The sequence below is a fragment of the Acetobacterium wieringae genome (assembly GCF_026646375.1).
In the GTDB taxonomy this organism is placed as follows: Bacteria; Bacillota; Clostridia; order Eubacteriales; family Eubacteriaceae; genus Acetobacterium; species Acetobacterium wieringae_A.
On sequence record NZ_JAIPPU010000004.1, the window covers coordinates 53,396 to 76,975 of the forward strand.

General features: G+C 44.3%; 27 protein-coding genes. 12 read left to right on the forward strand and 15 right to left on the reverse strand.

The annotated features are described in order from the left end of the window. Window positions 1-82: 82 nt before the first annotated feature. From glyA to glp, 7 genes are all read right to left on the reverse strand, one after another. The gene (gene glyA / locus Q7P33_RS05035) at window positions 83-1,324 is read right to left on the reverse strand and encodes a serine hydroxymethyltransferase (RefSeq protein ID WP_303867988.1); all 1,242 of its coding nucleotides are present in this window, start codon (window positions 1,322-1,324) and stop codon (window positions 83-85) included. Between the two features lie 22 nt (window positions 1,325-1,346). Continuing rightward, the gene (locus Q7P33_RS05040; protein WP_148636259.1) at window positions 1,347-1,535 is read right to left on the reverse strand and encodes a hypothetical protein; all 189 of its coding nucleotides are present in this window, start codon (window positions 1,533-1,535) and stop codon (window positions 1,347-1,349) included. 223 nt (window positions 1,536-1,758) lie between these two features. Continuing rightward, window positions 1,759-2,196: an MOSC domain-containing protein gene (locus Q7P33_RS05045; protein ID WP_303867994.1), complete on the reverse strand. Its 438-nt coding sequence runs from the start codon at window positions 2,194-2,196 to the stop codon at window positions 1,759-1,761. A 20-nt stretch (window positions 2,197-2,216) separates the two neighbouring features. Further along, on the reverse strand, window positions 2,217-2,714 hold the full coding sequence (gene moaC / locus Q7P33_RS05050) for a cyclic pyranopterin monophosphate synthase MoaC (RefSeq protein WP_303868362.1): 498 nt from the start codon (window positions 2,712-2,714) through the stop codon (window positions 2,217-2,219). Window positions 2,715-2,733: 19 nt separating this feature from the next. Then, complete coding sequence (gene moaA, locus Q7P33_RS05055) at window positions 2,734-3,693, reverse strand: GTP 3',8-cyclase MoaA (protein ID WP_303867998.1); 960 nt, start codon at window positions 3,691-3,693, stop codon at window positions 2,734-2,736. 26 nt (window positions 3,694-3,719) lie between these two features. Continuing rightward, a complete protein-coding gene (locus Q7P33_RS05060) occupies window positions 3,720-5,660 on the reverse strand; it encodes a molybdopterin biosynthesis protein (protein ID WP_303868000.1) in 1,941 nt (646 codons plus the stop codon). A 42-nt stretch (window positions 5,661-5,702) separates the two neighbouring features. Then, window positions 5,703-6,926: a gephyrin-like molybdotransferase Glp gene (glp, locus tag Q7P33_RS05065; RefSeq protein ID WP_303868001.1), complete on the reverse strand. Its 1,224-nt coding sequence runs from the start codon at window positions 6,924-6,926 to the stop codon at window positions 5,703-5,705. Between the two features lie 157 nt (window positions 6,927-7,083). Here glp and Q7P33_RS05070 point away from each other — a divergent pair, with 157 nt between their 5' ends. Next, entirely contained in the window at window positions 7,084-7,758 is a 675-nt protein-coding gene (locus Q7P33_RS05070; RefSeq protein WP_303868003.1) for a HesA/MoeB/ThiF family protein, read from the forward strand. Between the two features lie 9 nt (window positions 7,759-7,767). Beyond that, the gene (locus tag Q7P33_RS05075; protein WP_303868006.1) at window positions 7,768-8,271 is read left to right on the forward strand and encodes a molybdenum cofactor biosynthesis protein B; all 504 of its coding nucleotides are present in this window, start codon (window positions 7,768-7,770) and stop codon (window positions 8,269-8,271) included. Between the two features lie 147 nt (window positions 8,272-8,418). Here the strand turns inward: Q7P33_RS05075 and Q7P33_RS05080 are convergent, their stop codons facing one another. Together Q7P33_RS05080 and grxC are read right to left on the reverse strand one after the other, a co-directional pair. Beyond that, window positions 8,419-8,640, reverse strand: a complete 222-nt coding sequence (locus tag Q7P33_RS05080) for a YdbC family protein (RefSeq protein ID WP_303868009.1) — start codon at window positions 8,638-8,640, stop codon at window positions 8,419-8,421. Between the two features lie 12 nt (window positions 8,641-8,652). Next, the gene (grxC, locus tag Q7P33_RS05085) at window positions 8,653-8,901 is read right to left on the reverse strand and encodes a glutaredoxin 3 (protein WP_148636254.1); all 249 of its coding nucleotides are present in this window, start codon (window positions 8,899-8,901) and stop codon (window positions 8,653-8,655) included. A gap of 168 nt (window positions 8,902-9,069) precedes the next feature. Between grxC and upp the strand changes: the two genes are divergently transcribed. Then, the gene (upp, locus tag Q7P33_RS05090) at window positions 9,070-9,699 is read left to right on the forward strand and encodes a uracil phosphoribosyltransferase (RefSeq protein ID WP_296559520.1); all 630 of its coding nucleotides are present in this window, start codon (window positions 9,070-9,072) and stop codon (window positions 9,697-9,699) included. Between the two features lie 83 nt (window positions 9,700-9,782). Next, complete coding sequence (locus tag Q7P33_RS05095) at window positions 9,783-11,111, forward strand: APC family permease (protein ID WP_303868016.1); 1,329 nt, start codon at window positions 9,783-9,785, stop codon at window positions 11,109-11,111. 177 nt (window positions 11,112-11,288) lie between these two features. Here the strand turns inward: Q7P33_RS05095 and Q7P33_RS05100 are convergent, their stop codons facing one another. From Q7P33_RS05100 to Q7P33_RS05110, 3 genes are read right to left on the reverse strand one after another with little or no spacing between them, the layout of a single operon-like run. Continuing rightward, window positions 11,289-12,452, reverse strand: coding sequence for a SpoIIE family protein phosphatase (locus tag Q7P33_RS05100; protein ID WP_303868018.1), 1,164 nt, complete (start codon window positions 12,450-12,452; stop codon window positions 11,289-11,291). After that, window positions 12,452-14,155: a [Fe-Fe] hydrogenase large subunit C-terminal domain-containing protein gene (locus Q7P33_RS05105; RefSeq protein ID WP_303868021.1), complete on the reverse strand. Its 1,704-nt coding sequence runs from the start codon at window positions 14,153-14,155 to the stop codon at window positions 12,452-12,454. The genes Q7P33_RS05100 and Q7P33_RS05105 overlap by 1 nt, the downstream gene beginning before the upstream one ends. After that, a complete protein-coding gene (locus Q7P33_RS05110; RefSeq protein WP_303868023.1) occupies window positions 14,156-14,395 on the reverse strand; it encodes a (2Fe-2S) ferredoxin domain-containing protein in 240 nt (79 codons plus the stop codon). A gap of 549 nt (window positions 14,396-14,944) precedes the next feature. Here Q7P33_RS05110 and Q7P33_RS05115 point away from each other — a divergent pair. The 8 genes from Q7P33_RS05115 (at window position 14,945) to Q7P33_RS05150 (ending at window position 22,480) form a co-directional block, all read left to right on the forward strand. Next, window positions 14,945-15,802, forward strand: coding sequence for a substrate-binding domain-containing protein (locus Q7P33_RS05115; protein ID WP_303868024.1), 858 nt, complete (start codon window positions 14,945-14,947; stop codon window positions 15,800-15,802). Window positions 15,803-15,859: 57 nt separating this feature from the next. Further along, window positions 15,860-16,567: an ABC transporter permease gene (locus Q7P33_RS05120; protein ID WP_303868026.1), complete on the forward strand. Its 708-nt coding sequence runs from the start codon at window positions 15,860-15,862 to the stop codon at window positions 16,565-16,567. Continuing rightward, window positions 16,551-17,267 carry an ABC transporter ATP-binding protein gene (locus Q7P33_RS05125; protein ID WP_303868029.1) on the forward strand — a complete coding sequence of 239 codons (717 nt, stop codon included), beginning with the start codon at window positions 16,551-16,553 and terminating at the stop codon, window positions 17,265-17,267. Before Q7P33_RS05120 ends, Q7P33_RS05125 begins: the two co-directional genes overlap by 17 nt. Window positions 17,268-17,432: 165 nt before the next feature. Next, window positions 17,433-18,500 carry an HD-GYP domain-containing protein gene (locus tag Q7P33_RS05130; protein ID WP_303868032.1) on the forward strand — a complete coding sequence of 356 codons (1,068 nt, stop codon included), beginning with the start codon at window positions 17,433-17,435 and terminating at the stop codon, window positions 18,498-18,500. A gap of 247 nt (window positions 18,501-18,747) precedes the next feature. Next, a complete protein-coding gene (locus Q7P33_RS05135; protein ID WP_369693284.1) occupies window positions 18,748-19,812 on the forward strand; it encodes an ABC transporter ATP-binding protein in 1,065 nt (354 codons plus the stop codon). Next, window positions 19,799-20,644 (forward strand): ABC transporter permease, encoded by an 846-nt coding sequence (locus Q7P33_RS05140; protein ID WP_303868037.1) that lies wholly within the window; start codon window positions 19,799-19,801, stop codon window positions 20,642-20,644. Before Q7P33_RS05135 ends, Q7P33_RS05140 begins: the two co-directional genes overlap by 14 nt. Continuing rightward, a complete protein-coding gene (locus Q7P33_RS05145; protein ID WP_303868040.1) occupies window positions 20,641-21,420 on the forward strand; it encodes an ABC transporter permease in 780 nt (259 codons plus the stop codon). The genes Q7P33_RS05140 and Q7P33_RS05145 overlap by 4 nt, the downstream gene beginning before the upstream one ends. 19 nt (window positions 21,421-21,439) lie before the next feature. Continuing rightward, window positions 21,440-22,480, forward strand: a complete 1,041-nt coding sequence (locus Q7P33_RS05150; RefSeq protein ID WP_303868043.1) for a PotD/PotF family extracellular solute-binding protein — start codon at window positions 21,440-21,442, stop codon at window positions 22,478-22,480. A gap of 83 nt (window positions 22,481-22,563) precedes the next feature. Here the strand turns inward: Q7P33_RS05150 and Q7P33_RS05155 are convergent, their stop codons facing one another. From Q7P33_RS05155 to Q7P33_RS05165, 3 genes are read right to left on the reverse strand one after another with little or no spacing between them, the layout of a single operon-like run. Further along, window positions 22,564-22,725: a hypothetical protein gene (locus Q7P33_RS05155; protein ID WP_303868045.1), complete on the reverse strand. Its 162-nt coding sequence runs from the start codon at window positions 22,723-22,725 to the stop codon at window positions 22,564-22,566. After that, window positions 22,718-23,017: an SHOCT domain-containing protein gene (locus tag Q7P33_RS05160; RefSeq protein ID WP_303868047.1), complete on the reverse strand. Its 300-nt coding sequence runs from the start codon at window positions 23,015-23,017 to the stop codon at window positions 22,718-22,720. The genes Q7P33_RS05155 and Q7P33_RS05160 overlap by 8 nt, the downstream gene beginning before the upstream one ends. Continuing rightward, on the reverse strand, window positions 23,018-23,437 hold the full coding sequence (locus Q7P33_RS05165; protein ID WP_303868049.1) for a DUF6325 family protein: 420 nt from the start codon (window positions 23,435-23,437) through the stop codon (window positions 23,018-23,020). Window positions 23,438-23,580 lie beyond the last annotated feature (143 nt).

The following is a 23,580-nucleotide window of genomic DNA, read 5'->3' on the forward strand; positions in this document are numbered from 1 at the left end:
TTAATATGATTATATTTTTAAAAAACAGCATTTAAAAGCGCCTGATCGAGCAATGTCGGTCAAGCGCTTTTTGTTTATATTTTTAACCCATTAAACCCGGATAGAGCGGATATTTTTCGGTTAAGAAGGCGACCTTTTCCAGGGCCAGTTCCATATCTTTTTTAATCAGTGCCGCTTCAATGGCGTCGGCGACCACTTCCATATCTTCTTCCACCAGCCCACGGGTTGTTACTGCCGGTGTTCCGACCCGGATTCCACTGGTCACAAAAGGACTTTCCTTATCATAGGGAATCGCATTCTTATTAGCGGTGATGTTGACTTTTCCCAAGGTTTCATCGGCCTCTTTACCAGTCAGACCAACCTTGCTGACGTCTAAAAGCATCAGGTGATTGTCAGTTCCGCCGGAAACAATCCGGAAACCACGTTTTTCAAGGGCTGCCGCCAATACTTTGGCATTCTTGACGACCTGTTCCTGATAGGCCTTAAACTCGGGTGTTGCAGCTTCTTTGAAAGCAATTGCCTTAGCGGCGATCATATGCTCCAGCGGACCGCCCTGGGTACCGGGAAAGACACCCTTATCAATCAGTTTGGCATATTCTTTTTTGCAAAGGATAATCCCCCCACGAGGACCCCGCAAGGTTTTATGGGTAGTGGTGGTAACAAAATCGGCATATGGCACGGGACTTTGATGCTGTCCAGCCGCTACCAGACCAGCAATGTGGGCCATATCCACCATCAGATAACAACCGGCGGCCTTGGTCAGCTTTGAAATCCGTTCAAAGTCGATGGTGCGAGGGTATGAACTGGCACCCACTACCACCAGTTTCGGATGGTGTTCGTTGATCAGCTTCTCGATCTCATCATAATCAATGGTTTCGGTTTCCTGATTCACCCCGTAAGAAATGAAATTGTAATATATTCCCGAAAGGTTGGCCGGACTGCCGTGGGTTAGATGACCGCCCTGATCAAGGCGCATCCCCAGAACCGTATCGCCAGGTTCTAAAATCCCCATGTAGACGGCAGTATTAGCCTGAGCCCCGGAATGTGGCTGAACATTGGCATGTTCGGCCCCAAATAAGGCCTTGGCCCGATCAATCGCGATCTGTTCAATGGTATCGACATGAATACAGCCACCGTAGAAACGGTGTCCAGGTGTACCTTCGGCGTATTTATTGGTTAAATGACTCCCCATGGCTAACATCACTGCATCTGACACAAAGTTCTCAGAGGCGATTAGCTCCAGATGACTTTGCTGTCGATACAATTCCTTTTTCATGAGTTCATAAATCTCAGGATCAGCAACTTTTACTTTTTCAAAATACATAATTTCCTCCATAAAACTCTTTCTAATAGTCATTTCGCCGATTTGAAAGCCTTTCAAGGGAAGCCGCAATACTTTTTAAATAGATCGATATTTCTTCAATTTTCACTTTGAAATAAAAAACAAACATGATGCCTGACATCAAAAAAAAGATCAGTAATATCGGGATGATACTCCAGGCCACACCGGCCATACTATTTATAAATTGATTCATATCGTCCTCCACTAGGCCGATGTCTTTCTATGAAAGACAGTTGTACGGCAATAACATTTACTATTGTAACATTAAATTCTGATAATGCAATACACATTCCATCATTTTTTTGTGATTTGTTTTATGACCCGGGAAATACGTACAGCTTAACAAACGTAGCCAATCCCGAAAGCCTTAACAGTGATTGCCAAAGTTAAGGCTACATGTGCAGAAATTATTATGGTTATTCCACCACTTCAATGGTATCCCCGGCTTTGATAATGCCACCTTCGAGGATAATGGTAAAGATGCCTTCTCTTGGCATTACGCAATCACCGACCTGTTGGGCAATTTCGCATCCGGCATGGCATTCTTTTCCAATCTGGGTAACTTCCTGCAGAGTTTCGCCAATTCTTAGCTTTGTCCCCACCGGCAGTTCGTAGACACAGATACCTTCAGTCGTAATGTTTTCAGCAAAATTACCGGCGCATAGTCCCTTTGCACCCATGGCAATCATCTTATCAATACTCTCCTGCCCCAACAAACTGACCTGTCGATGCCATTTTCCGGCGTGGGCATCACCCTCCAGTCCAAAATCCTTGATAAAATTTCCGACCGGAATTGGTTTTTTCATGACACCTTTTGTTTCGCTGATATTAATTGCTATTACTTTTCCACTCATGTTTTTTCTCCTATTTAATTTTATTGATGGTTGGGATTTATAAAATCACCGGATTTACCGCCGGTTTTCTTAGCCAGATAAATCGCTTCAATCGTCATTTCCTTGTCGACCGCTTTGCACATGTCATAAATGGTTAAGGCCGCCACTGAAACCGCTGTTAGGGCTTCCATTTCCACCCCGGTCTGACCAGTGTTTTTAACCACGGCTTCGATTAGAATCCGGGAGTTTTCCTCATCAATTTGAAAATTAATATCACTGCCCGAAATAAATATATTGTGACACATCGGGATCAGATCGGCCGTCCGTTTAACCCCCATAATCCCTGCAACCTGAGCCACTCCCAGAACATCGCCCTTTTTCATCTGACCGTCGATGATTTTTTGCAGCGTCGCTTTTTTCATACTGATGGCTCCTCTGGCAATGGCCATTCGTTCGGAGCTTTTTTTCTCGCTAACATCCACCATTTTACTGCGGCCCGCCTCATTAAAATGAGTGAACTCGACTATCTCTTTATCCATTTCATCCATTTCGTCCATATCATCCTCCAATTTCGTTCATATTTCTTAATAACTGTTTTTCATGTTCATTAATATGATGTTTTTCCGGTTTTTCGTTAATCGCCTGTAAGAGAATTTCTTTATAGGTCATTCCGGCTTGGTGCAACGCCACCAGGTCAATCTCAAAATCTGAATGGAGACAGGGTTTGATTTTACCATCTGTAGTCACCCGAATCCGGTTGCATTCGCTGCAAAAATGCTTGCTGATGGGATTAATCAGTCCGACTCTCCCCTTGGCTCCGGGCAGCTGGTAATACTCTGCTGGTCCGGTTTTATCCGGGATCAGTAGTGGTGTTAAAGTCGGCATACGCTTCAACACCTCATCATTGGACAGGTATTTGTTTTCTGCAAAACCGCTGGATTCACCCAGCGGCATGAGTTCAATGAACCGTACATAAACAGCTTCGTCCCGGGTATAATTAACAAAAGCTTCAATTTCATCATCATTAAACCCCTTGATCAGCACGGTGTTGATTTTAATGGGGTGCATTCCTGCTGCCTTAGCGGCGGCAATCCCGGAAAAAACATCTTCCAGATGTCCCCACCGGGTAATCTCATGAAATTTGACCGGATCAAAAGTATCCAGACTGATATTCACCCGGTTTAAGCCGGCATCTTTTAAATCCTTGGCGTACTTCGGCAAGAGAATCCCATTGGTGGTCATGGTAAGATCCTCAATCCCGGGAATTTCGCCAATCTGTCTAACCAAATCGACAATCCCATGGCGTACCAGCGGTTCCCCGCCAGTTAAGCGTATCTTATTAACCCCCAGAGTAACCCCAGCTTTAATCAGATCCAGAATTTCTTCAAAGGACAAATTCTTCTGATGCGGGTGTTTCTCAATTCCCTCCTCCGGCATGCAGTAGACACATCTTAAATTGCATAAATCGGTGATGGAAATACGCATGTAATTTATTTTTCTTCCATAATGATCTTTCATCTGTTTCCTGCTTTCTCCCCTGATGTCTAGGGTTTAACGATTTCTCCCGACTGCTCCAGTTCATATCCCCCCAGCCGTTTCAGTGCTGCTCTAAATTCTTCTGATCTAAGCACCTTGATAAATATCTGCATCCGGGGATCATTCAGATTTTCTTTTAGAATAGCAAAATCGTAGTCTTCGTCACCAATCGGGATAAAATCCAGTTCCATCATATTGGCGGCCGATAAAACCCCAATTCCGACATCGCAGGAACCGGACGCAACCGCCGAAGCCACCATCATATGGGTGTTCATTTCGCGGGCATAACCCAAAATCTGATTCGCCTCAAGCTGCTGTTGTTTTAATAAGTAATCCAACAATACCCGGGTACCTGAGCCTCGCTGCCGATTGACGAAACTGATATCCGGTCGGATCAGGTCATTAATGCCCTTGACATTTTTGGGATTGCCCTTGGGGATGATCATCCCCTGGGTTCGTTTAACCCCTTTAATCAACACCACTCCCTCGTTAGCCAGATAACGCTTTAAATAGGATAGATTATATATCCCGGTTTCTTCATCCAGTAAATGAATTGGCGCAATATGGCACTCACCTTTTTTGATTGCCATAATCCCACCCAAACTGCCCACATGGGCTGAGGACAGGTTCACCAGTTCTTTGTTTTGATGAATAATATTGGCGACGATATCCATCAGTACATCGTGACTACCAATTGAAACCAAGGTATTTTCAATTTCCTCCCGGGGGCGCATCAGAATCAGCTCAATTTCTTCCCCAGCTTCATACCCTTCGACATTTTTAGGAATCTTCAAAATACCGTCAGCATTAACCAATGACATTGTCACCCCTGCGCCCCGATCCAGCGGCGTAGCCACAAAGCGCTGATTGACCCGACCACATTTCATCCGGACAAACTCCAGATACTTAAGCGACGACATCAGACGTTTTGAAAGCACTGCTTTGATGGTGACTCCCTCCGTCAGGATCTGATGGTTAAAGGCCAGAATTACCGGTTTTACAAAGCTTTCAAAGACAAAATAGGCAGAGACCGGATAGCCGGGAATCCCGATCACCGGTTTTCCCTGAATCATTCCCAAAACCACGGGTTTTCCCGGTTTAATGGCGACGCCGTGAACCACTACTTCACCCAGTTCTGCAATCAGCTTGCGGGTGTAGTCTTCGGTTCCGGCTGAGGAACCAGCGGAAATCAGTACCACATCATTTTCATCAACAGCTTTAATGATCGCCTTTTTGATCACCTCGTAGTCATCCTGTACTGTCGAGTAACGTCGGGCTTCGCCGCCATATTCTTTGACCAGCCCCGCAAACATATGGGTATTGGAATCAATTATTTTTCCTACCACCATCGCTTCCCCGGCTTCCACCAGTTCGGTACCGGTGGGAATAATCCCCACCCGGGGTTTGTCCAACACTTCAATCTCCGTGATGCCGCCAGCCAGCAGGGCCCCCAGATCGATTGGGCGAACCCGGTGAAAAGCCGGGATAATCAGCTCTCCGGCGACGATATCTTCACCAATGGGCCGGACATTCTGCCACAAAGACACCGGATTGTTGATGCTAACCTCGTCGTCACTTTTTATAATTACGTCCTCAATCATCACCACGGCATTGTAGGGATCACTAATCACGTCACCGGTATCAACAAAATTAAAATCGCTTCCTTTTATTAACGTCCGGGGATGACGTTCATCCACGCCGACTATCTTCGTTGCTTCCACACAGATGCCATCCATGGCCGAAGCATTATAATAAGGCGATGAAATTTTGGCAAAAACCGGCTCTTTCGTTACCCAGCCCTGAGCTTCAATCACGGGTAGAATACGGCCTTTTTGATGCGCTTCGGCAAAGGATAATAAGGTCAGATACTTCGACACTGCCAGATTGAGATCTTCATTTTTTAAATATAAATTCCGTTCGTCTTTTTTTCCGGTATTTTCAGTATTCATTATTCCCTCCAGTTCAGATGTAAATAGTAAGTCTGTGCGCTTTTAAAACAGGGTTACCGAAACCTGATCCCCAGTATTTTTTCCTTCTTCATTTTCGGTAATTTCAATATAACCGTCGGAATAGGATAACAGCGTAATCATACCCGATTTACCATGGGTTGGTCGGACTTCGATACCATTTTCTGTCTTTTTGATGGCCACGGTCTGGAATGTTCGTCGACCTGGGGCGGCATGAACATTTTCCATCAGCACCCCCTGGACGGTCTGATCGTTTACGATATCCTGTCCATAATACAAGCGCATAAATTCCTGTAATACGATCATCAGCACCATAATAGCGGCAGCTGGCTGGCCAGGTAAACCGATTACTGGTTTTTGCGAAACAGTTCCTAAAATCGTCGGTTTTCCCGGTTTAACCGCCAAACCATGAAGCAGCACCTGGCCCAGTCCATCGATAGCCAAAACGGTGTAATCTTTTTCGCCCATTGAACTGCCACCAGAAAGGATCACCATCTCGCCGTTTTCGATTCCGCCAGCTATCGCTGTGCGAATCTCCTCCAGGTCATCTCTGGCGTAGGAACTCGAAATAACCTCGGCACCCAGTCGCTTGGCCACCGCTGCCAACGCCGGAGTGTTAATGTCAATCACTTCCCCGGGCTTAGGCGTTTCACCAGGACGAATGATTTCATCACCGGTGGAAATAATGCTGATCCGGGGACGCTTAAAAACCTCAATCTGCAAATAACCCAAAGCTGACAAAACGCCGATGTCCTGTGGTCTTAACTGATGGCCTCGGGAAAAAACCAGTTCGCCCTTTCTGATGTCATCACCAATTTGCATCATGTTTTCGTTGGCACCGGCATTAGTGTAAACAGCTAGGTCTTTTTCTCCCAGTTTTTCAGTATATTCAATCATAATCATGGCTTCAGTACCGGCAGGTACCATTCCTCCAGTTGGAACATAGAAGGTTTCACCCTGATGAAGGATCGCGGTAGTTTCTTTGCCCATCTGGACTTCTCCGGCGATTCTTAAAAATCCCGGTATCGCCTGGGACGCTCCCTGGACGTCGGTTAATTTCACCGCATATCCATCAACAACGGATCGATCAAAGTGCGGAACATCAATGGTCGATACAAGATCAGCCGCCAATATCCGCTCTAACCCATTACTTAAATCAATGGTTTCATTCTCTAAAGCAATATCTATAAATGACTCATTGATAATTTTTTTCATCTCATCAATGGTTTTTACTTTTAATAACTCCATTTTTTTCTCCTTACCGACCATTTTTTTCATTCGGTGTCTACTTTCTATTCTAACGATTATTGTCAGAAAAAACAATATCAATTCAAGACTTTAATTTTTCGTTAAAAATTGTTATACTGAAATGAATAGTTTGAATAGGACTTAAGGAGGTGGCGCAATGTCACGTTATGAACGTAATTTTCCAGCTTTTTCCGAACAGGACTTTGAGTGCATTCAACATGCCACAATTTGTATCGTCGGCTGTGGCGGTTTGGGAGGCTATATCATTGAGATGCTGGCCCGAGTTGGAATCGGTTCGCTGATTTTAATTGATGGTGATGTCTTTGAAGATTCCAACCAGAACCGCCAGATTTTCTCAACCGAAAAGAATCTCGGCACCCCCAAAGCTAAAGCTGCAGCAGCCCGGGTCAAGTTGATCAACAAAGAAGTGACGACCACCTATTATCACGATTTTCTCGACGAGGAAAACGGTTTTACTTTGATTGGCGAGGCCGATCTGGTGGTGGATGCCCTGGATAACGTTCCGGCCCGGCTCACCCTCCAGACCTTGTGTAAAGCAAAGAACATCCCTCTGATCCACGGTGCCATCGGTGGCTGGTTTGCCCAGATCACCACCGTTTTTCCGGAAGATGATACCCTGTCACGACTCTATAACGTCGAAAAAGATTACGATTCCAAGGCTCTGGGCAACCCATCCTTTACACCGGCTCTGGCAGCATCGCTACAAGTATCGGAAGCCTTGAAAGTCCTAACCGGCAAAGAAGCAATCTTGCGAAACAAACTGTTATATATCGATTTATTGGCCAATGACTTTTTTACATTTAATATTTAGGAGGAAAACATGTATCGAACTGGAATAATGACGTTAAGTGATCTCGGCTCGAAGGGCCAACGGGAAGACAAAAGCGGTCCGATGATTAAGGCGATGCTGGATGAAACCAATCTTTATGAGGTAGTCAAAACCATCATTCTGCCGGATGATCTGGACACCATTAGAAAGTCCCTGATGACCTGGGCTGATGAAGACCAACTGGATCTGATTCTGACCACCGGCGGCACCGGCTTTTCAGGACGGGACTGGACCCCGGAAGCCACCATCGCCGTCTGCGATCGCCTGACTCCCGGCATCCCCGAAGCAATGCGTTATCACAGCCTGCAGATCACTCCCAAAGCGATGCTCAGTCGCAGTGCTGCCGGTATCCGCAAACAAACCCTGATCATCAACCTCCCCGGCAGCCCCAAAGCTGTCAAAGAAAACCTTGAAGCCATTCTGCCGGCCCTGGATCACGGCCTCGAGATGCTTCTGAGTAGCGGTTCCGCCAATTGCGCCGAACCGACTAAATAATAACCATTCCACGCTTCTCATCTTTTGATCGTAGGCAATCACCAACTGTATGCACGCTTGCGAATGGCTGGTTGTCTTCACATAAAAACAGCGTATCCCACCAAATGGCGGATACGCTGTTTTTGATACGATCTATTCTGCTTCTTTTTACAGTTCCATAGCGTTTAAGATATCACGCAATTGAACCAGCTCATCAGCGGTCAACGTGATGCCCTTACGCATTTTTTCGTGGTCTGCATTCCAATCCCGAATATCATACTTGGGATCCCGTTCATTCCAGCTAACCAGATTCAGCTCTTTCTGCCAACCACTGGGTAACTCGCTGAGAACACCGATTTCTTCTACAACTTTGAATGTTATTGCTGCCATCTTAACCTCACCTTATAATAATTCGTCGAGTTTGCCACTAAACTCAATTTCTTTAAGCTCCGAAAAACCACCAACAAATGTCTCCCCTATAAAGACAAAAGGCACCGTATAATGATTGGTCTGATCCTGTAATTGGCGACGGGTCTGAGCATCATTATAAATATCAATTTCAGTATACTTCAAACCCTTATCATCCAGAAGTTGTTTGGCAGCTCGACAATAGGGACAGTGGGCCCAAGTATATAATTTAATTTCTTTCATTTTTCAGGTCACCTTCCTTTTTAAAAATTTCTATTCCTCTTAAATTTTATCATATTATTTCATTTTAACCCTTATTTCCCAAGTGTCAACAAATAATTCTTAAATAATTGTAGAATTATTCAGTCAATTATCGTATTATTAATCTATTAACAATAAAAGGAGATTATCATGCAAAATGTTACGATCGTGGATCATCCACTTGTCATGCACAAATTGACCCACCTGAGAAAGATGGAAACACCGTCCCGGGAGTTTCGGGAACTGGTGAAAGAATTATCCAGCCTGATGGCCTGGGAGGTTACCAAGCATTTTCCACTTAAAGAAATCGAGATTGAAACCCCAATCTGCAAAACAACCCAAAAAGTACTGGCCGAAAAAGATGTGGTCATTGTCCCTATTCTACGGGCAGGTTTGGGCATGGTGGAAGGCTTTACCAACATCATTCCCAAGGCCAAAATCGGTCACATCGGTTTGTACCGTGATCCCGAAACGCTCCAGGCGGTGGAATACTACAAGAAGCTACCTTCTGACATTGCTGAACGAGAAGCCATTATTGTCGACCCGATGCTGGCCACTGGGGTATCGGTCATCCATACCATTCGACTTTTGAAAGAAGCCAACTGCCCCAATATCAAGGTGGTTCATATTTTGGCCTGCCCGGAAGGGATTAAAGCCGTCACCACCGCATATCCCGAAGTCCCGATTTTTTGTGCTGCCATCGATGATCACTTAAACGACCACGCTTACATTGTGCCTGGTTTAGGTGATGCCGGCGACCGCCTTTTCGGTACCAAGTAAATTTTAAAATCATTTTTCAGGCAATAAGAAATTACCCCAGGTTTTTTACTTAATTGTCGGGAATCCAAACCCTGGAGGTTACCATGCAACAGTCACGATACAATTTATTTACCGCCATCGCTCTGATTGTTGGCGTCGTTATCGGTTCTGGTATATTTTTTAAAAGCGATAATATTCTGGTCGCCACCGGTGGCAATGTGTTTCTAGGTATTCTGGTCTTTGTTATTGCAGCCATCAGCATTGTCTTTGGTTGTTTAACCATTGCCGAACTGGCGGCCCGAACCGATCACCCCGGCGGCGTTCTTTCCTACGCCAAAGAATTTATCAGCCCCAGCATGGGTTCCGCCTATGGCTGGTTCCAAACCTTTATTTATTTGCCTACCATCACTGCCATTCTAGCCTGGGTTTCCGGTATTTATTTCTGCATTCTTTTTAATGTTGAGCAAACACTGGAAATTCAGATTCTGGCGGGAATATGCTGTTTTTTGGTACTTTATGCCACCAATATTCTGTCAGCCAAAATCGGCGGTCATTTCCAGAGTACCGCCATGGTCATCAAACTGATTCCGTTGGTTATCATCGGTTTTGCCGGTCTGATCTTTGGCGGTACCGCAGACCATTTCACCAGTACGGCCGTTTCTGAAATCAGTTCTACCGGCTGGATTGCGGCCATTGCCCCGATTGCCTTCTCTTTTGACGGCTGGATTATTTCTACCTCAGTGGCCTATGAAATAAAAAATAGCAAACGAAATCTGCCCTTGGCGCTGGTGATCAGTCCACTGATTATTCTTGTGCTTTACATTATTTATTTTGTCGGCATTTCCAATCTGGTGGGGCCGACTGAAATAATGAACAGTGGCGATGCTCATCTGGACTTTGCTGCCAATATGATTTTTGGTCCCAGTGGTGCCAAAATCCTGATGCTGTTTGTTTTTATCTCGGTTCTGGGAACTCTCAATGGCCTGGTAATGGCAATGATCCGGATGCCCTATGCCCTGGGTCTGGATCAGATGATTCCTAATGCCAAAGCCATGACGAAACTTTCATCCCGCTTTGATTTTCCAGTCAATTCAGCTTTTTTTGCCCTAATCATTGTTGGATTCTGGATGGTCGTTCATTATTTTGCCCAGAAATATACGCTGTTTCCTAATTCCGATATTTCCGAAATCGCCATTGTCACCAGCTATCTTTTATATCTGGGCCTATACTATAAAGTTTTTTCACTATGGCAAAAAAAGGAAATCAAAAGTGTTTTCCGGGGTCTTATCTGTCCCCTTCTGGCTGCCATCGGCTCGTTGATCATTTTCTCCGGGGGCATTCAGAATCCATTGTTTGGCCTATATTTTGCCATTTGCACTATTGTTTTTGGGGCTGGATATGGCTATTATCATTTTGCCGTTTTAAAAAAATAACTAAAAAAATAATATTTTTTTATAATATGTGTTAATTAAAATAATTTGGGTAAATAAAGAGTATAGCTTTTCTCCTCAAAGCATATTATATTTGAAGCGGAACACCCTCACCGGGGTGTTCCGCTTCTCTTTTTGATAAAAAAGACAATGTTTTTATGCTGTCATAATCAGTCCTGATCAAACATAGATGATGTTCACTTCTTTATTGATGCTTCGGAGCATATCAATCAGTTTTTGAGTCACCCGCCATTTCGTCGTCAGTTCCTCCGGAAAGTCCGGGTTCTGATGAGCCGGATTAATCGAATTTCCCATAATTAAATCAATGGTTGTACATTCATTCATCAAAATATTTGCCAGCATCGATGCGCCGTTTTTTTCCTGGAAAATTTCCCGACCACAGTGATTATTCATATAATTTTCACAGATCCGCAAGGTTTCCTGCAGGGTGAGTACCCCCTCCGTTACCAGATCGATCCCTTTAATGGTAGCAATCGGCGGCACCCGATCCGACATGGTTGAAAAATCGACCTTGACCTCTTCTCCAAATTCCCGGGCCACAATATTGGCAGCTGTCCCGCCGCAGACAATCTTCTTGCCCCGGGCCCGTTCCAGCAGCCGTTTAATCTCAGCATCTTTTTCCTGATCCAGCGGTGGCCCGGAAAAAATGGTGATGTATTTTCGTTCTTCCGCTTTAATAACGGCCACCGTGGTATCATCTCCCGGCTCTTCACCATAAAGATTATAACAGGTGTCCACCAGCGCCATTGAAATATCCTTGGCCTTTTTGTTTTCATAGGAGCGGGCCAGAAGGTAGTCCGCCGCTTCTTCCCATTGCCAGCCAAAGTTTAACAAATGGCCAATCCCGGCATGAATGACACCATCGCTGAAAAAAGCCATAATATCACCTTTTTCGATTTCCATTGAGGTTTCATAAACCGATTTTCCCTGGAATTCAATTTCCTTACGTTCCAGTTCAATGATCTCCCCATCCCGGATAAACACCAGTGGCGGGTTATCAAATTCAAGAATATAAGCCATTCGGTTCCGAAATACCTGCACAATCGTAAAGGTCGAGTACGCCATATGGCGAACGCTGCATTTTGGCAGGGTAGCTTCCAGGGTTTCCAGCACATCCATAATCCCCATTTTTTCTTCCAGCATGGTGGCCGCAATGGTTGAGGTCAGGGTTGCCAGAATATTGGCTTTGACGCCGCTGCCCATACCATCAGCCAGCACCACAATGACACTTTCATCATTGATTCGCACTTCCACATTATCGCCGCAAAGCTCTTCATGAACCTTGTTGACACTATCACTGGCTATATCCATAAATAACGCCATTAAACTTCAACCTCCCGACTGGTTACCACTTTCTGGAGCTTGGTCAGGGTCACCTTGGTTTCAGCCGTGGTTTCACCCAGCAAACCAGCAATCTCGTGAGCCACCCGCATTTGTTTGTCAATAACCCGTTGGGCCATTTTCAGGGTTTCTTCCTGAATTTTCTGCATGTCCTGCTCCTGCTTTTCCTGACGGGTGATGTCAATAAATATCCCCATGTACAGCTCCTGCTCGGGAATATAGGTCAAGATTTCCATAAAGGTGCGGTTTTCTTTTTCATAATGGCCTTTACCGGTATACGTATTGCCCCGATCCTGATTGAGTTTTCTAAAGGGGTTGTAATCCAGAGCATCGACAAAATTGTAACGCATCACATCTTCCTTTTTCATATTAAAGAGGCGTTCAGCCGCAGCATTGAACTCGATGATCCGGAATTTTTTATCCAGCACCGCAATGGCGTTGGGCGTGGTGGTGATAATCAAATTCGAAATGGCTTCAGTCTTACTGGTGATCAGCGGCAGACACATATCCAATTCCGCCATATTCCAATAAACCGCCCGGGCCTTATCCCGACAGGTTTCATAACCACAGGTTCCACAATTCAGTTCGTCCCGCTCTGTAAATTTGGACATCTGGTTAAGGATTTTTTCCAACTCTTCGGTCGGCACCTCACCGAGATGATGAACGGGCCGTTTATGGAATGAACGCCTGGTATCAATCGCTGGAATATCGGTGGAGGGTTCTTTTTTACTGTTTAAATCAATATAGGTCTGCAGCATCTCTACCTTTTCATATTTGGACAGTGGACTGTGAATATTACCTGGGCCATTAACACAGCCCTCCTCACAGGCGTTCATTTCGATCCAGTATTTTTTATCCAGCTGGTGAATCTCATCGAGAAACTCCATACAGTCCTTGACTCCGTCAATACGCAGGATTTTCCGGCTGCCATCAAGGTTTTCGACACTGTTTTTAGCCAATCCGCCGGTAATCGGATAAAGCCGCCCGGTGTTGGTACCAATGGCATTAAACTCTTCCATCGGCATTTTATTCGGAATGATGTTTTCTTTTTTAATCCAGCTGTCAATTTCATCAAAGGTTAAAACCCCATCAATGATGCCCCGGACATCCTTGTCATGAACCTCCATTTTTTTAGCCAGACAGGAACCGGCATAGACAATTTTGGCATTGGGGTATTTTTCACGAAGAATCTTGCCGTGGGCAATCATCGGTGAGACCTGACGACTCAGCGATGAAAGGTACTGAGGATAGTAAATCTCAATGAGGTTTTTGATCGCCGCACAGGATGACGAAATAATAAATTTCTTATTACTGCGATACTCATCGGCATAGGCTTTGGCCACTACCTCGGCGCCAATCGAGGTCTCCTCAATAATTGTGAAGCCCAGCTCCCGAAGAATTCCCAAATACTGGCGGGGATGATCCAGATAATAAGCTGTCGGGAATACCGCCGACAAGCTTAAAACCACCTGCTCAGTTTTTAGCCATTGCTTGATGGTATCAACATCACTATGAATTTCTTTAGCGTTATGGGGACAGGTAGCAATACAGACTCCACAGCCAATACACATCGACTGAATAATCTGCGCATGTTTGTCCTTAAGCTTTATGGCCTTCACCGGACAATTTCGAATACATTTATAACAATTGCGGCATTTATTTTTTGAAAAATTGATAATACTCAATTATTTTTCCCCCATAATTTTCTCGAAGACTTCTTCCACATTGTCAACAGACACAGCATAGATGATCTCATCACATTCCACAGCCACACCCTCAGTGCATTTTCCCATACAAAACGATCCCACCAGTTCAATCTCATCTCCCAGCCCCCGCTGATCAATGATCTGGTTCATCGCTTTTACCACCTTATACGATCCATTTACATGACAGGCACTGCCAACACATACTCTTATTGTCTTCATCACATTTTCCTTTATCAAAATTTCTAGATCAATCTGATTGATTCATGGTATCATCAGATTTTTTGTCTGTCAACGGCTGGGCAAAAATGTCATGGTAAAAGGCATTTTACAAAATAAGATCAAAATAAGGATAAAAAAACGTACAGTTTTTGATCAATTTTACGCCAATGCAACACTTTTGAGAGCTTTTTTTAATGGTCATCCTTGTTACAATGAATAAACGATTGGCAACTGGGTATCAATTAATTTGAAGACACAATTCCTTGGCAGACTTGACTCAAACAATCTGATTTGATAGAATAAAATCAATTAAATACGGTTTCGTAGTGAAAACAAACAATCCGAATTGACAAACCTACGGTTTTCTATGGTTTTTCAATCGTTAGAGTCTCGTTAGAAATGACGATGCTTTCCAGTGTGTAGAGGATGGTTAACGCAAAATTTTCGATTGTTTTTTTAAGCAATCGATTATTTTTTTTGGATTCACTTCTCTTTATTGTCGTCTTTAGAGTATCCGCTCTTTTGATAAAATATTTTAGGAGGAAGAAAATGAAAAAGAAATTGTCACTATTGGTTATTGTTTTGTTTGTTTGCACCATTGCCCTCAGTACACTGGGCTGTACTCCGGCAAAGAAAGACTTAGAGCCCGGTTCCAACGGAGAGATCATTCTGGCCACCACCACCAGCACCCAGGACAGCGGTCTGCTGGACGAAATTCTACCTGACTTTGAAGCTCAAACCGGGATTGCAGTCAAGGTTGTCGCAGTGGGCACCGGTAAAGCCATGGAAATGGGAAAAGCCGGGGAAGCTGACGTACTGCTCGTACATGCCCGATCTCAAGAAGATCAGTTTATTGCTGATGGCTATGGGGTTGAACGTTTTGACGTTATGCATAATGACTTTGTCGTGTTGGGACCAAAAGAAGATCCGGCCAAAGTCAAAACGACAGCTGCTGATGATGCGGTTAAAGCTTTTACCGCTATTGCTGCAGTGCCCTCGACTTTCGTCTCCCGGGATGATAAATCCGGCACCAACACCAAAGAACTGGCGATCTGGAAAGCTGCCAACATTACTCCTGCTGGCGACTGGTACATAAAAACTGGTACCGGGATGGGCGAAACCCTGACTGTCACCAATGAAAAACTGGGCTACACATTGGCAGATCGAGCTACCTACGCCAACATGAAAGACACCATGGCCAATCTGGAAATCGTCTGTGAAGGTGATGCAATGCTTAATAATCCATATGGGGTTATTGCCGTCTCGCCAAGTATTAATGACCAGATCAATGCCGAAGGTGCCCAAGCGTTTGTCGATTGGATCATATCTCCTGAAACTCAGGAACTGATCGCATCATACAAAGTCAATGGCGATCAGCTATTTATTCCCGACGCAGTTAAAAAATAACAATCAATTGAGATCCTGGGAGATGACATCTTCCAGGATCTCATTATGGAGAAATCAATGGATTACATACTCAATGGTTTTGTTGAAGCCTTTCGGCTGATTTTTTCCTTTGATCCTGAAATCATTCAAATTGTGTTATTATCGCTTTTCGTATCTTTTTCATCAACCCTTTACGGAACTTTGATTGGGGTACCCCTTGGCATCCTTCTGGGAATTAATAATTTTCGAGGCAAGAAAGTGGTATCCCGTTTGCTGTACACCTTCATGTCCTTTCCACCGGTTATCATCGGTTTGTTTACCGCACTCTTTTTGGCCCGTTCGGGACCCTTCGGCCAGTTTCAACTGATGTACACCCCCACCGCCATGATCATTGCCCAAACCATTCTGGTGACTCCGGTTATTATGGGCATCGTTTTTAACCATGCCAGCACCAGCGGCTACGAGGTGGTACAAACTGGTAAAACGTTGGGTGCCCAGGGCTTAGATGTTTTAATTTTACTCGTGTTGGAATTAAAAGGCGTTATCATGATTGCCCTGGTCACTGGTTTTGGTCGGGCCATTTCTGAAGTTGGTGCCGTTATGATTGTTGGCGGCAATATCCGGGGCTTTACCCGGGTGATGACCACCTTTATTGCCATGAATAACAACATGGGCCAATACAGTGTTTCCATTGCCATGGGTCTGATTCTGATGACCATCTCTTTTATCACCAATTCCGTTTTATATCATTTTATTATTGGAGATCAGAATGAATATCAAGACTAGCCATATTGTTAAAACCTATAAACAAAAAGAAGTACTTCATCTGGAGGGTCAGCATGGTGAGCTATTTTTTGAGTCCGGCCAAATTCATGGTATTATTGGGCCCAACGGTTCCGGAAAAACTACCTTGATGAAAATAATGGCGGGCCTGATCGCCCCTTCCTCTGGAACGGTCCACTACAATGATCACCCCTTATGTCAGGATATTTTTTCCCAAATGACCTACTCCACCCATACTCCTACGCTTTTTTCCCGATCCGTCTATGATAATATTGCCTATCCGTTAAAAATCCGCAACTATGAAAAAGAACTGCTTCATCAAACTGTAAATCAACTGCTGGAGGAGTTCGAAATCAAAAATATCGCAAACCAGAATGCCCGCCATCTTTCTGGTGGTGAATCTCAAAAGACAGCTCTGGCACGGGCGCTGTCTTTTTCGCCAAAGGTACTTTTTTTAGACGAACCAACTGCCAATATTGATCCCAAAAGCATCCAACTTATTGAAACCGCCCTTAAAAAACGAAATCGCGACCAGGGCCTGACCATTATCATCATCACCCATAATCTCAGCCAAGCCTTTCGGATTTGTACCCACTTGACTTTTCTCGATCAGGGCATCTGTCTGTTTTCTGACACCCCGGAAAAAATCATGGCTTCTACCCACCCAACCATCGATGAATTTATCTCATTCAATCGATTTTAAGGTTTTTTTGTCATAACTAAAGGCATATTAAACTTAAATTTCTTTTTATTCCCGTTTTTTATCCGAGCTATCGTGAAATTTTGATTGCAAAAACAGGGATCTTATAGTTATAATTATTATCTAAGTCCTGACTTTATACCAGGTCATTATATTGGGAGGAAAACCATGAGATATGTACCAACATTTTGCCTGCGTGAAGGAATGATGTTAGGAAATAATCTTTGGGGTGAACGAGGTGAGTTGATACTTGCCAAAGATACAGTTTTGACTGAAGATTATATCGAACGAATAAAAAAACTGAATTATAATGGCATCTATGTTGAAGACGATCTGACCAAAGACATTCAAATCATCAATATCATCAATGACCGGGTTCGCGCCGAAACGGTTAAATGTGTGAAGGACGTCTTTATTACCACCGAAAATAAAGGTTCATTAAAAAAGAATACTTTTAATGATATGCAAAAACAGATTGAGTCCATTGTTGATGAAATTCTTCAAAATAGTCACATGGTTATTAATATGGTGGATTTGAAGGTTTTTGATGACTATACCTATTTTCATTCAGTGAATGTTGCCGTCCTTTCCATCGTTCTGGGAACCGCCCTGGGCTTGCGCCGGGAACAATTATGCGATCTGGGAATCGGTGCGATTCTGCACGATATCGGCAAAGTTTTTGTCAAGAAAGATATCCTCTGTAAAGCTGGGGTACTCTCCGAAGACGAATCCTGTGAAATGCAAAACCATTCCACTTTGGGTTTTGATTATATCAAAAAAGTATCAAACATCAATTTGTCGGCCCGAATTGGGATTCTCGATCATCATGAAAAGTTCGGCGGCGGCGGTTACCCCAACGATTTAAAAGAAGAAAAAATTTCGCTCTTTGGGCGAATCATTGCCATTGCCGATGTCTATGATGCCATGACCTCCGATCGCCCCTACCGCAAAGCCATTATCCCTTCGGAAGTTATCGAGTACATCATGGGGGCTTCTCATACCCTTTTCGATCCGGATTTGGTTGATGTCTTTATCCGCAAGATTGCCCCCTATCCGATTGGTACCTGCGTGGAACTGAGCAACCGGCTAACCGGAATTATCATTGAGAATTATGAGAACTTTTCGATGCGACCCAAGGTCCGGATTTTTAAAAAAGACGGCGAAGATGTGACCCCTTTTGAACTTGATCTCAGTAACCGGGCCTTCCTGAATGTTACCATTACCAGCATTCTATAACTATGCCCAAACTGGGCAACACCAGCAGAGTAATGTTTCTGGCAACAGAGTGTTACTCTGTTTTTTTTCATTTAAAAATTCCGGTTGCTAATCCTAATTTCATTGCCATCCGCTTGATAACATGTTAGAATAAAACCAGTGTAATAATGCTTATCCATAAGCAACGAATCGCTTAATCAACCCTGGGGAAAGCCTGGGGATTTTTTTGCTTAAATAGATGGTTTTGATACGACGGAGGATTTATGAATTGAAAAAAAATACCGAAAAGATTATACAAGTTAGCAACCTGGTTAAACACTATGGGGATAAAACCATTATTGATGAAATTAATTTTTCCATCCGCACGAATGAATTTCTGACCATCCTCGGCCCCAGCGGCTGTGGTAAAACCACCCTGCTGCGGATGATTGGTGGGTTTGAAACCCCGGATTCCGGGGACATTCTTTTTGAAGGCCGAACCCTCCTCACTATCCCGGCCAACAAACGGCCGATTAATACAGTTTTTCAGAAATATGCCCTGTTCCCCCATTTAAATGTCTATGACAATGTTGCCTTTGGACTAAAAATTCAAAAAAAATTCAAAGACGAAATCGATCGTCTGGTTCAGGAAATGCTGCGGATGGTGAATCTTCAGGGACATGAACAGCGGGATGTCAATTCCCTAAGTGGTGGTGAGCAACAGCGGGTTGCCATTGCCCGGGCGCTGGTCAATCATCCCCAGGTACTGCTGTTGGACGAGCCCTTGGGAGCCCTGGATCTCAAACTGCGCAAGAATATGCAGCTGGAGCTAAAAAACCTTCAGAAAAAAACCGGGATCACCTTCATTTATGTCACCCACGATCAGGAAGAGGCAATGACCATGTCCGATACCATCATCATTATGAACCACGGCCGAATTCAGCAGATCGGCTCCCCGGTGGACATATACAATGAACCCCGAAACGCCTTCGCTGCGGATTTTATCGGCGAAAGCAATATTCTCGAGGCAATTATGTTAAAAGACTGTCTGGTCAAGCTTCAAAATGTGGCCGTTCCCTGTGTCGATACGGGTTTTGCGGAAAACGAGGCGGTGCTTTCCGTAATTCGTCCGGAGGATATCGAAATTCTCCCCCCCGGCGTTGGTTTTCTCGATGGAAAAATTGAAACGGTGACTTTTTTGGGGATGCACTATGAAATTGTCATGACCTGTCAGGGCATCAACTGGCTGATTCACACCACCCGGGAATTCTTCGCCGGAGATCCCATCAGTATCCAGGTTGACCCCAATAATATTCATATCATGAAAAAGGACAATGACCATGAAATCATTTAAGGAATACATTGCCTATCCCTATGGTCTGTGGATGCTGATTTTTATTGCTGTTCCGCTGTTGGTGGTAATCTGGTTCAGCTTTTTATCCAACCCGGATTTTAAGGCCGGAATCTACACCTTTACTTTGGAAAACTATCAGCAGTTTATGGATCCGGTATATCTGGAGCTGTTATACCGTTCGTTTTTATATGCCGTCATCGCCACTCTGATCTGTTTTCTGATTGCCTATCCTCTGGGGAACCTGATCGTTTCCCTACCCGGCCATCGCCAAAATATGATGATTGTGTTGATGATTATTCCTATGTGGGTTAATTTTTTATTACGTACCTACGCCTGGATGGTTCTGCTCAGCGGTAGCGGCTTGATCTCCCAATTTCTCGGGCTTTTAGGCTTCCGGGATGTCAGTCTGCTGTATACCCAATCGGCGGTGATTCTGGGAATGGTATATAACTTCTTTCCCTACATGTTATTACCCATCTACACTTCCTTAAAAAAAATCGACCCGGATCTATTACGAGCCGCCACCGATCTGGGCGCCAACCATTTTCAGATGTTTCTAAAAATCAAGGTACCGCTCAGTCTTCCCGGGATTGTTTCCGGCTGTATGATGGTCTTTATGCCAGCGGTCAGCACCTTTGTCATTTCCAACCTGTTGGGTGGCGGTAAATACATGCTGATTGGTAATCTCATTGAACAGCAGTTTTTAACCCTGAATAACTGGAACTTCGGCTCAGCAATATCAATGGTTCTAATGACGATAATCTTTCTGGTTCTCGGTATTGCCCGTTTAATTACCGGGAAAGAATTTGACACCGGGGGGCAACTGCTATGAGAAAGTGTTTTAAAAATCTGGTCTTTGGTCTGATCCTGCTGTTTTTATACGCCCCGATTCTGGTGCTGATCATTTATTCTTTCAATGATTCAAAAATCATGGGGCCATGGGCTGGCTTTACTCTAAAATGGTATGTGATGCTTTTTCAGGATCGCTATATTCTTCAGGCCTTATATTATACCCTGATCATTGCCGTGATAGCCACTACTGTTTCAACCGTTGTGGGAACCGTCTCAGCTCTGGGCATTTATCGGATGCGTTCCAAGCTGAAACGCCCCTACCTGCTGCTCAATAATATTCCCGTGCTGGTACCGGATATTGTCATGGGGATCACACTGATGTCGCTGTTTATTTTTATTGGCATGAAGATGGGCCTCACCACCATCATTATTGCCCACATCACCTTTTGTATTCCCTATGTCATCTTGGCAGTGCTGCCCCGGTTTAACCGGCTGCCAGAAAATATTTTTGAAGCCGCCCTGGATCTCGGCGCAACGCCCCGACAAGCTTTCTGGAAGGTGCTGTTCCCGGAAATTCTACCCGGTGTGACCTCCGGCGCCCTGATCGCCTTTACCCTGTCCATCGATGATTTTGTAATCAGTTTTTTTACCGCCGGCAACGGGGTCAGTAACCTGTCCATCACCATCTACTCCATGGCCAAGGCTGGCATCAACCCCAAAATCAATGCCTTGTCAACTATTATGTTCGGATGTATCATGGTTTTGTTAGTCCTGATCAACATCCGCAGTGAAAAAGGGATTAAAAATATTCAATAAATCTTATGAGGAGAATGGAATGAAAAAAATCGTATTAATTTTGTCGTTACTGTGTCTGCCCTTTTTAGCTGGTGGCTGCGGATCTGATGATCGGGCCGAGCTGACGGTTTATAACTGGGGTGATTATATGGATCCGGAGGTGATCGCTCAGTTTGAAGAAGAATACAATTGCCGGGTCAATTATGAAACCTTTACCTCTAATGAAGACATGTATGTCAAGGTCAAAAACTCATCCGACACCTACGATGTGCTGGTGCCTTCTGATTATATGATTGAACGGCTGATCCGGGAAGAAATGCTCCGCCCGATCACTAAAGACAGTATCCCCAATCTGGCCAACATCGATGACTCGGCAAAGAATCTGGCCTTTGACCCCGGCAATCAATACTCGGTGCCTTATTTCTACGGAGTTTTGGGGATTGTTTATAACACGGCGCAAGTCACCGACCCGGTGGATAGCTGGAACCTGCTCTGGAACGACAAATATGCATCTAAAATTCTAATGTATGACAGCATCCGCGACAGTATGGGCGTCTCTCTGAAACGACTGGGCTTCTCAATGAATGAAACCAATGAAGCCAATATCAATGCCGCTCGGGATGCCCTGATCGCCCAGAAACCTCTGGTGATGGCTTATGTCACCGATAATGTCAAGAGCCTGATGGCCAGTGGTGATGCGGCCATGGCAGTGGTTTACTCCGGCGATGCCGCAATTATCATGAGTGAAACCGACAGTCTTAATTTTGCGGTTCCCAAGGAAGGTTCCAATGCCTTTTATGATAATTTTGTGATTCCCAAAAATGCCCAAAACCCGGAATTGGCCGAAAAATTCATCAATTTCATGCTGACTCCGGAAATTGCCGCCAAAAATATTGAATATGTCGGTTACTCTTCACCCAACACCCCAGCCTTAGCCCTTCTGGATGCCAGCTGGTCTGAAAATGCCGGTTTTAACATCAGCAATGAAGATCTGGCTCGCAGCGAAATCTTTAAAGATCTCCCCAATGATGTAATGGAGATTTACAACCGGGCCTGGACCGAGATAAACGTATCCAAATAATATAAAACAAAAGAACAACCTTTCCGGAGATTATTTTTCCGGATACGTTGTTCTTTTCTTGTGTTATTACATTTTTACCCTTATTATTTCAGGCGTTCATACGCCTTACCCACAGTGAGTCCCTGAACTACAGTGGTAAACAGCACAATGGCATAGGTAGCAATCAGAAAGACGCTGTCGGTATCTGTTGCCAGAGAAGTCCCCGTGCCCATGACCAGCACCAGGATAAGTCCTCCTTTAAACACCTAAAATTTGTCGTTTCTTGGCTTCAAACTCCTGTTGTGTTAAGATCCCCTGATCCCGAAGCTGACCCAGCTTGGCTAATTGGGCCAATTGCTCGTCAAAATCCACATCCTGCTGATAGCTTTGCTGTTGAGAAACCTGCTGCTGTTGATAAGCTTGTTGTTGCTGAGCATAGGCCTGCTGATCTTTTTCGGTAAATCGCTTTGCCTGGCGACGACTAACATTATTTGATACGGCTGTGGCAGTTCCAGCCACAACGGCGGTTCTGGCTACTCCTCTTAATAATCCGGCCATTTAGTTTTCCTCCTCTTCATCCAATTCAGCGGCGGCATCCGGATGAATTCGCCCCTCTGAAACCAGTCTTCCATTGGCATTAATCAGAGCCCGTTTAAGATCCTTTGCCCATAGTTGTTCAATGATCAATAATCCGGCGGCGTTGTTGGTTGCCAGTACCTCGCCAACTTCTTCGATATCTTCCATGGAAATCAACCCCGCTTTTTCCCGGTGTAGCAAAGTAATAGATTGCACCAGTTCATCATCCAGATTATTCAGTTCTAGTGTCACCACATTCCCATTCTCATCTTTTAGAATCACCGCCAGATCAAGCACGTTGATTATTTTCTTGCTGACCGCATCGGCTAAGGCACTCAGGACTTCTCCTTTAAACTGATTCCCTTCAAACTCCAGAACAATGTAATCAATTGGACCACGCATCCGTTTCTCCCTTCTGTATATTCTAATGATATACGATCCATATTTTGATTATAAATTCTTGTGTGTTATTTTTTATTTACCCAAAAAACGTTTTTTCACTAAAAAAATATTTTTGTTTTAATTTATTAAAAATGGGCATTATA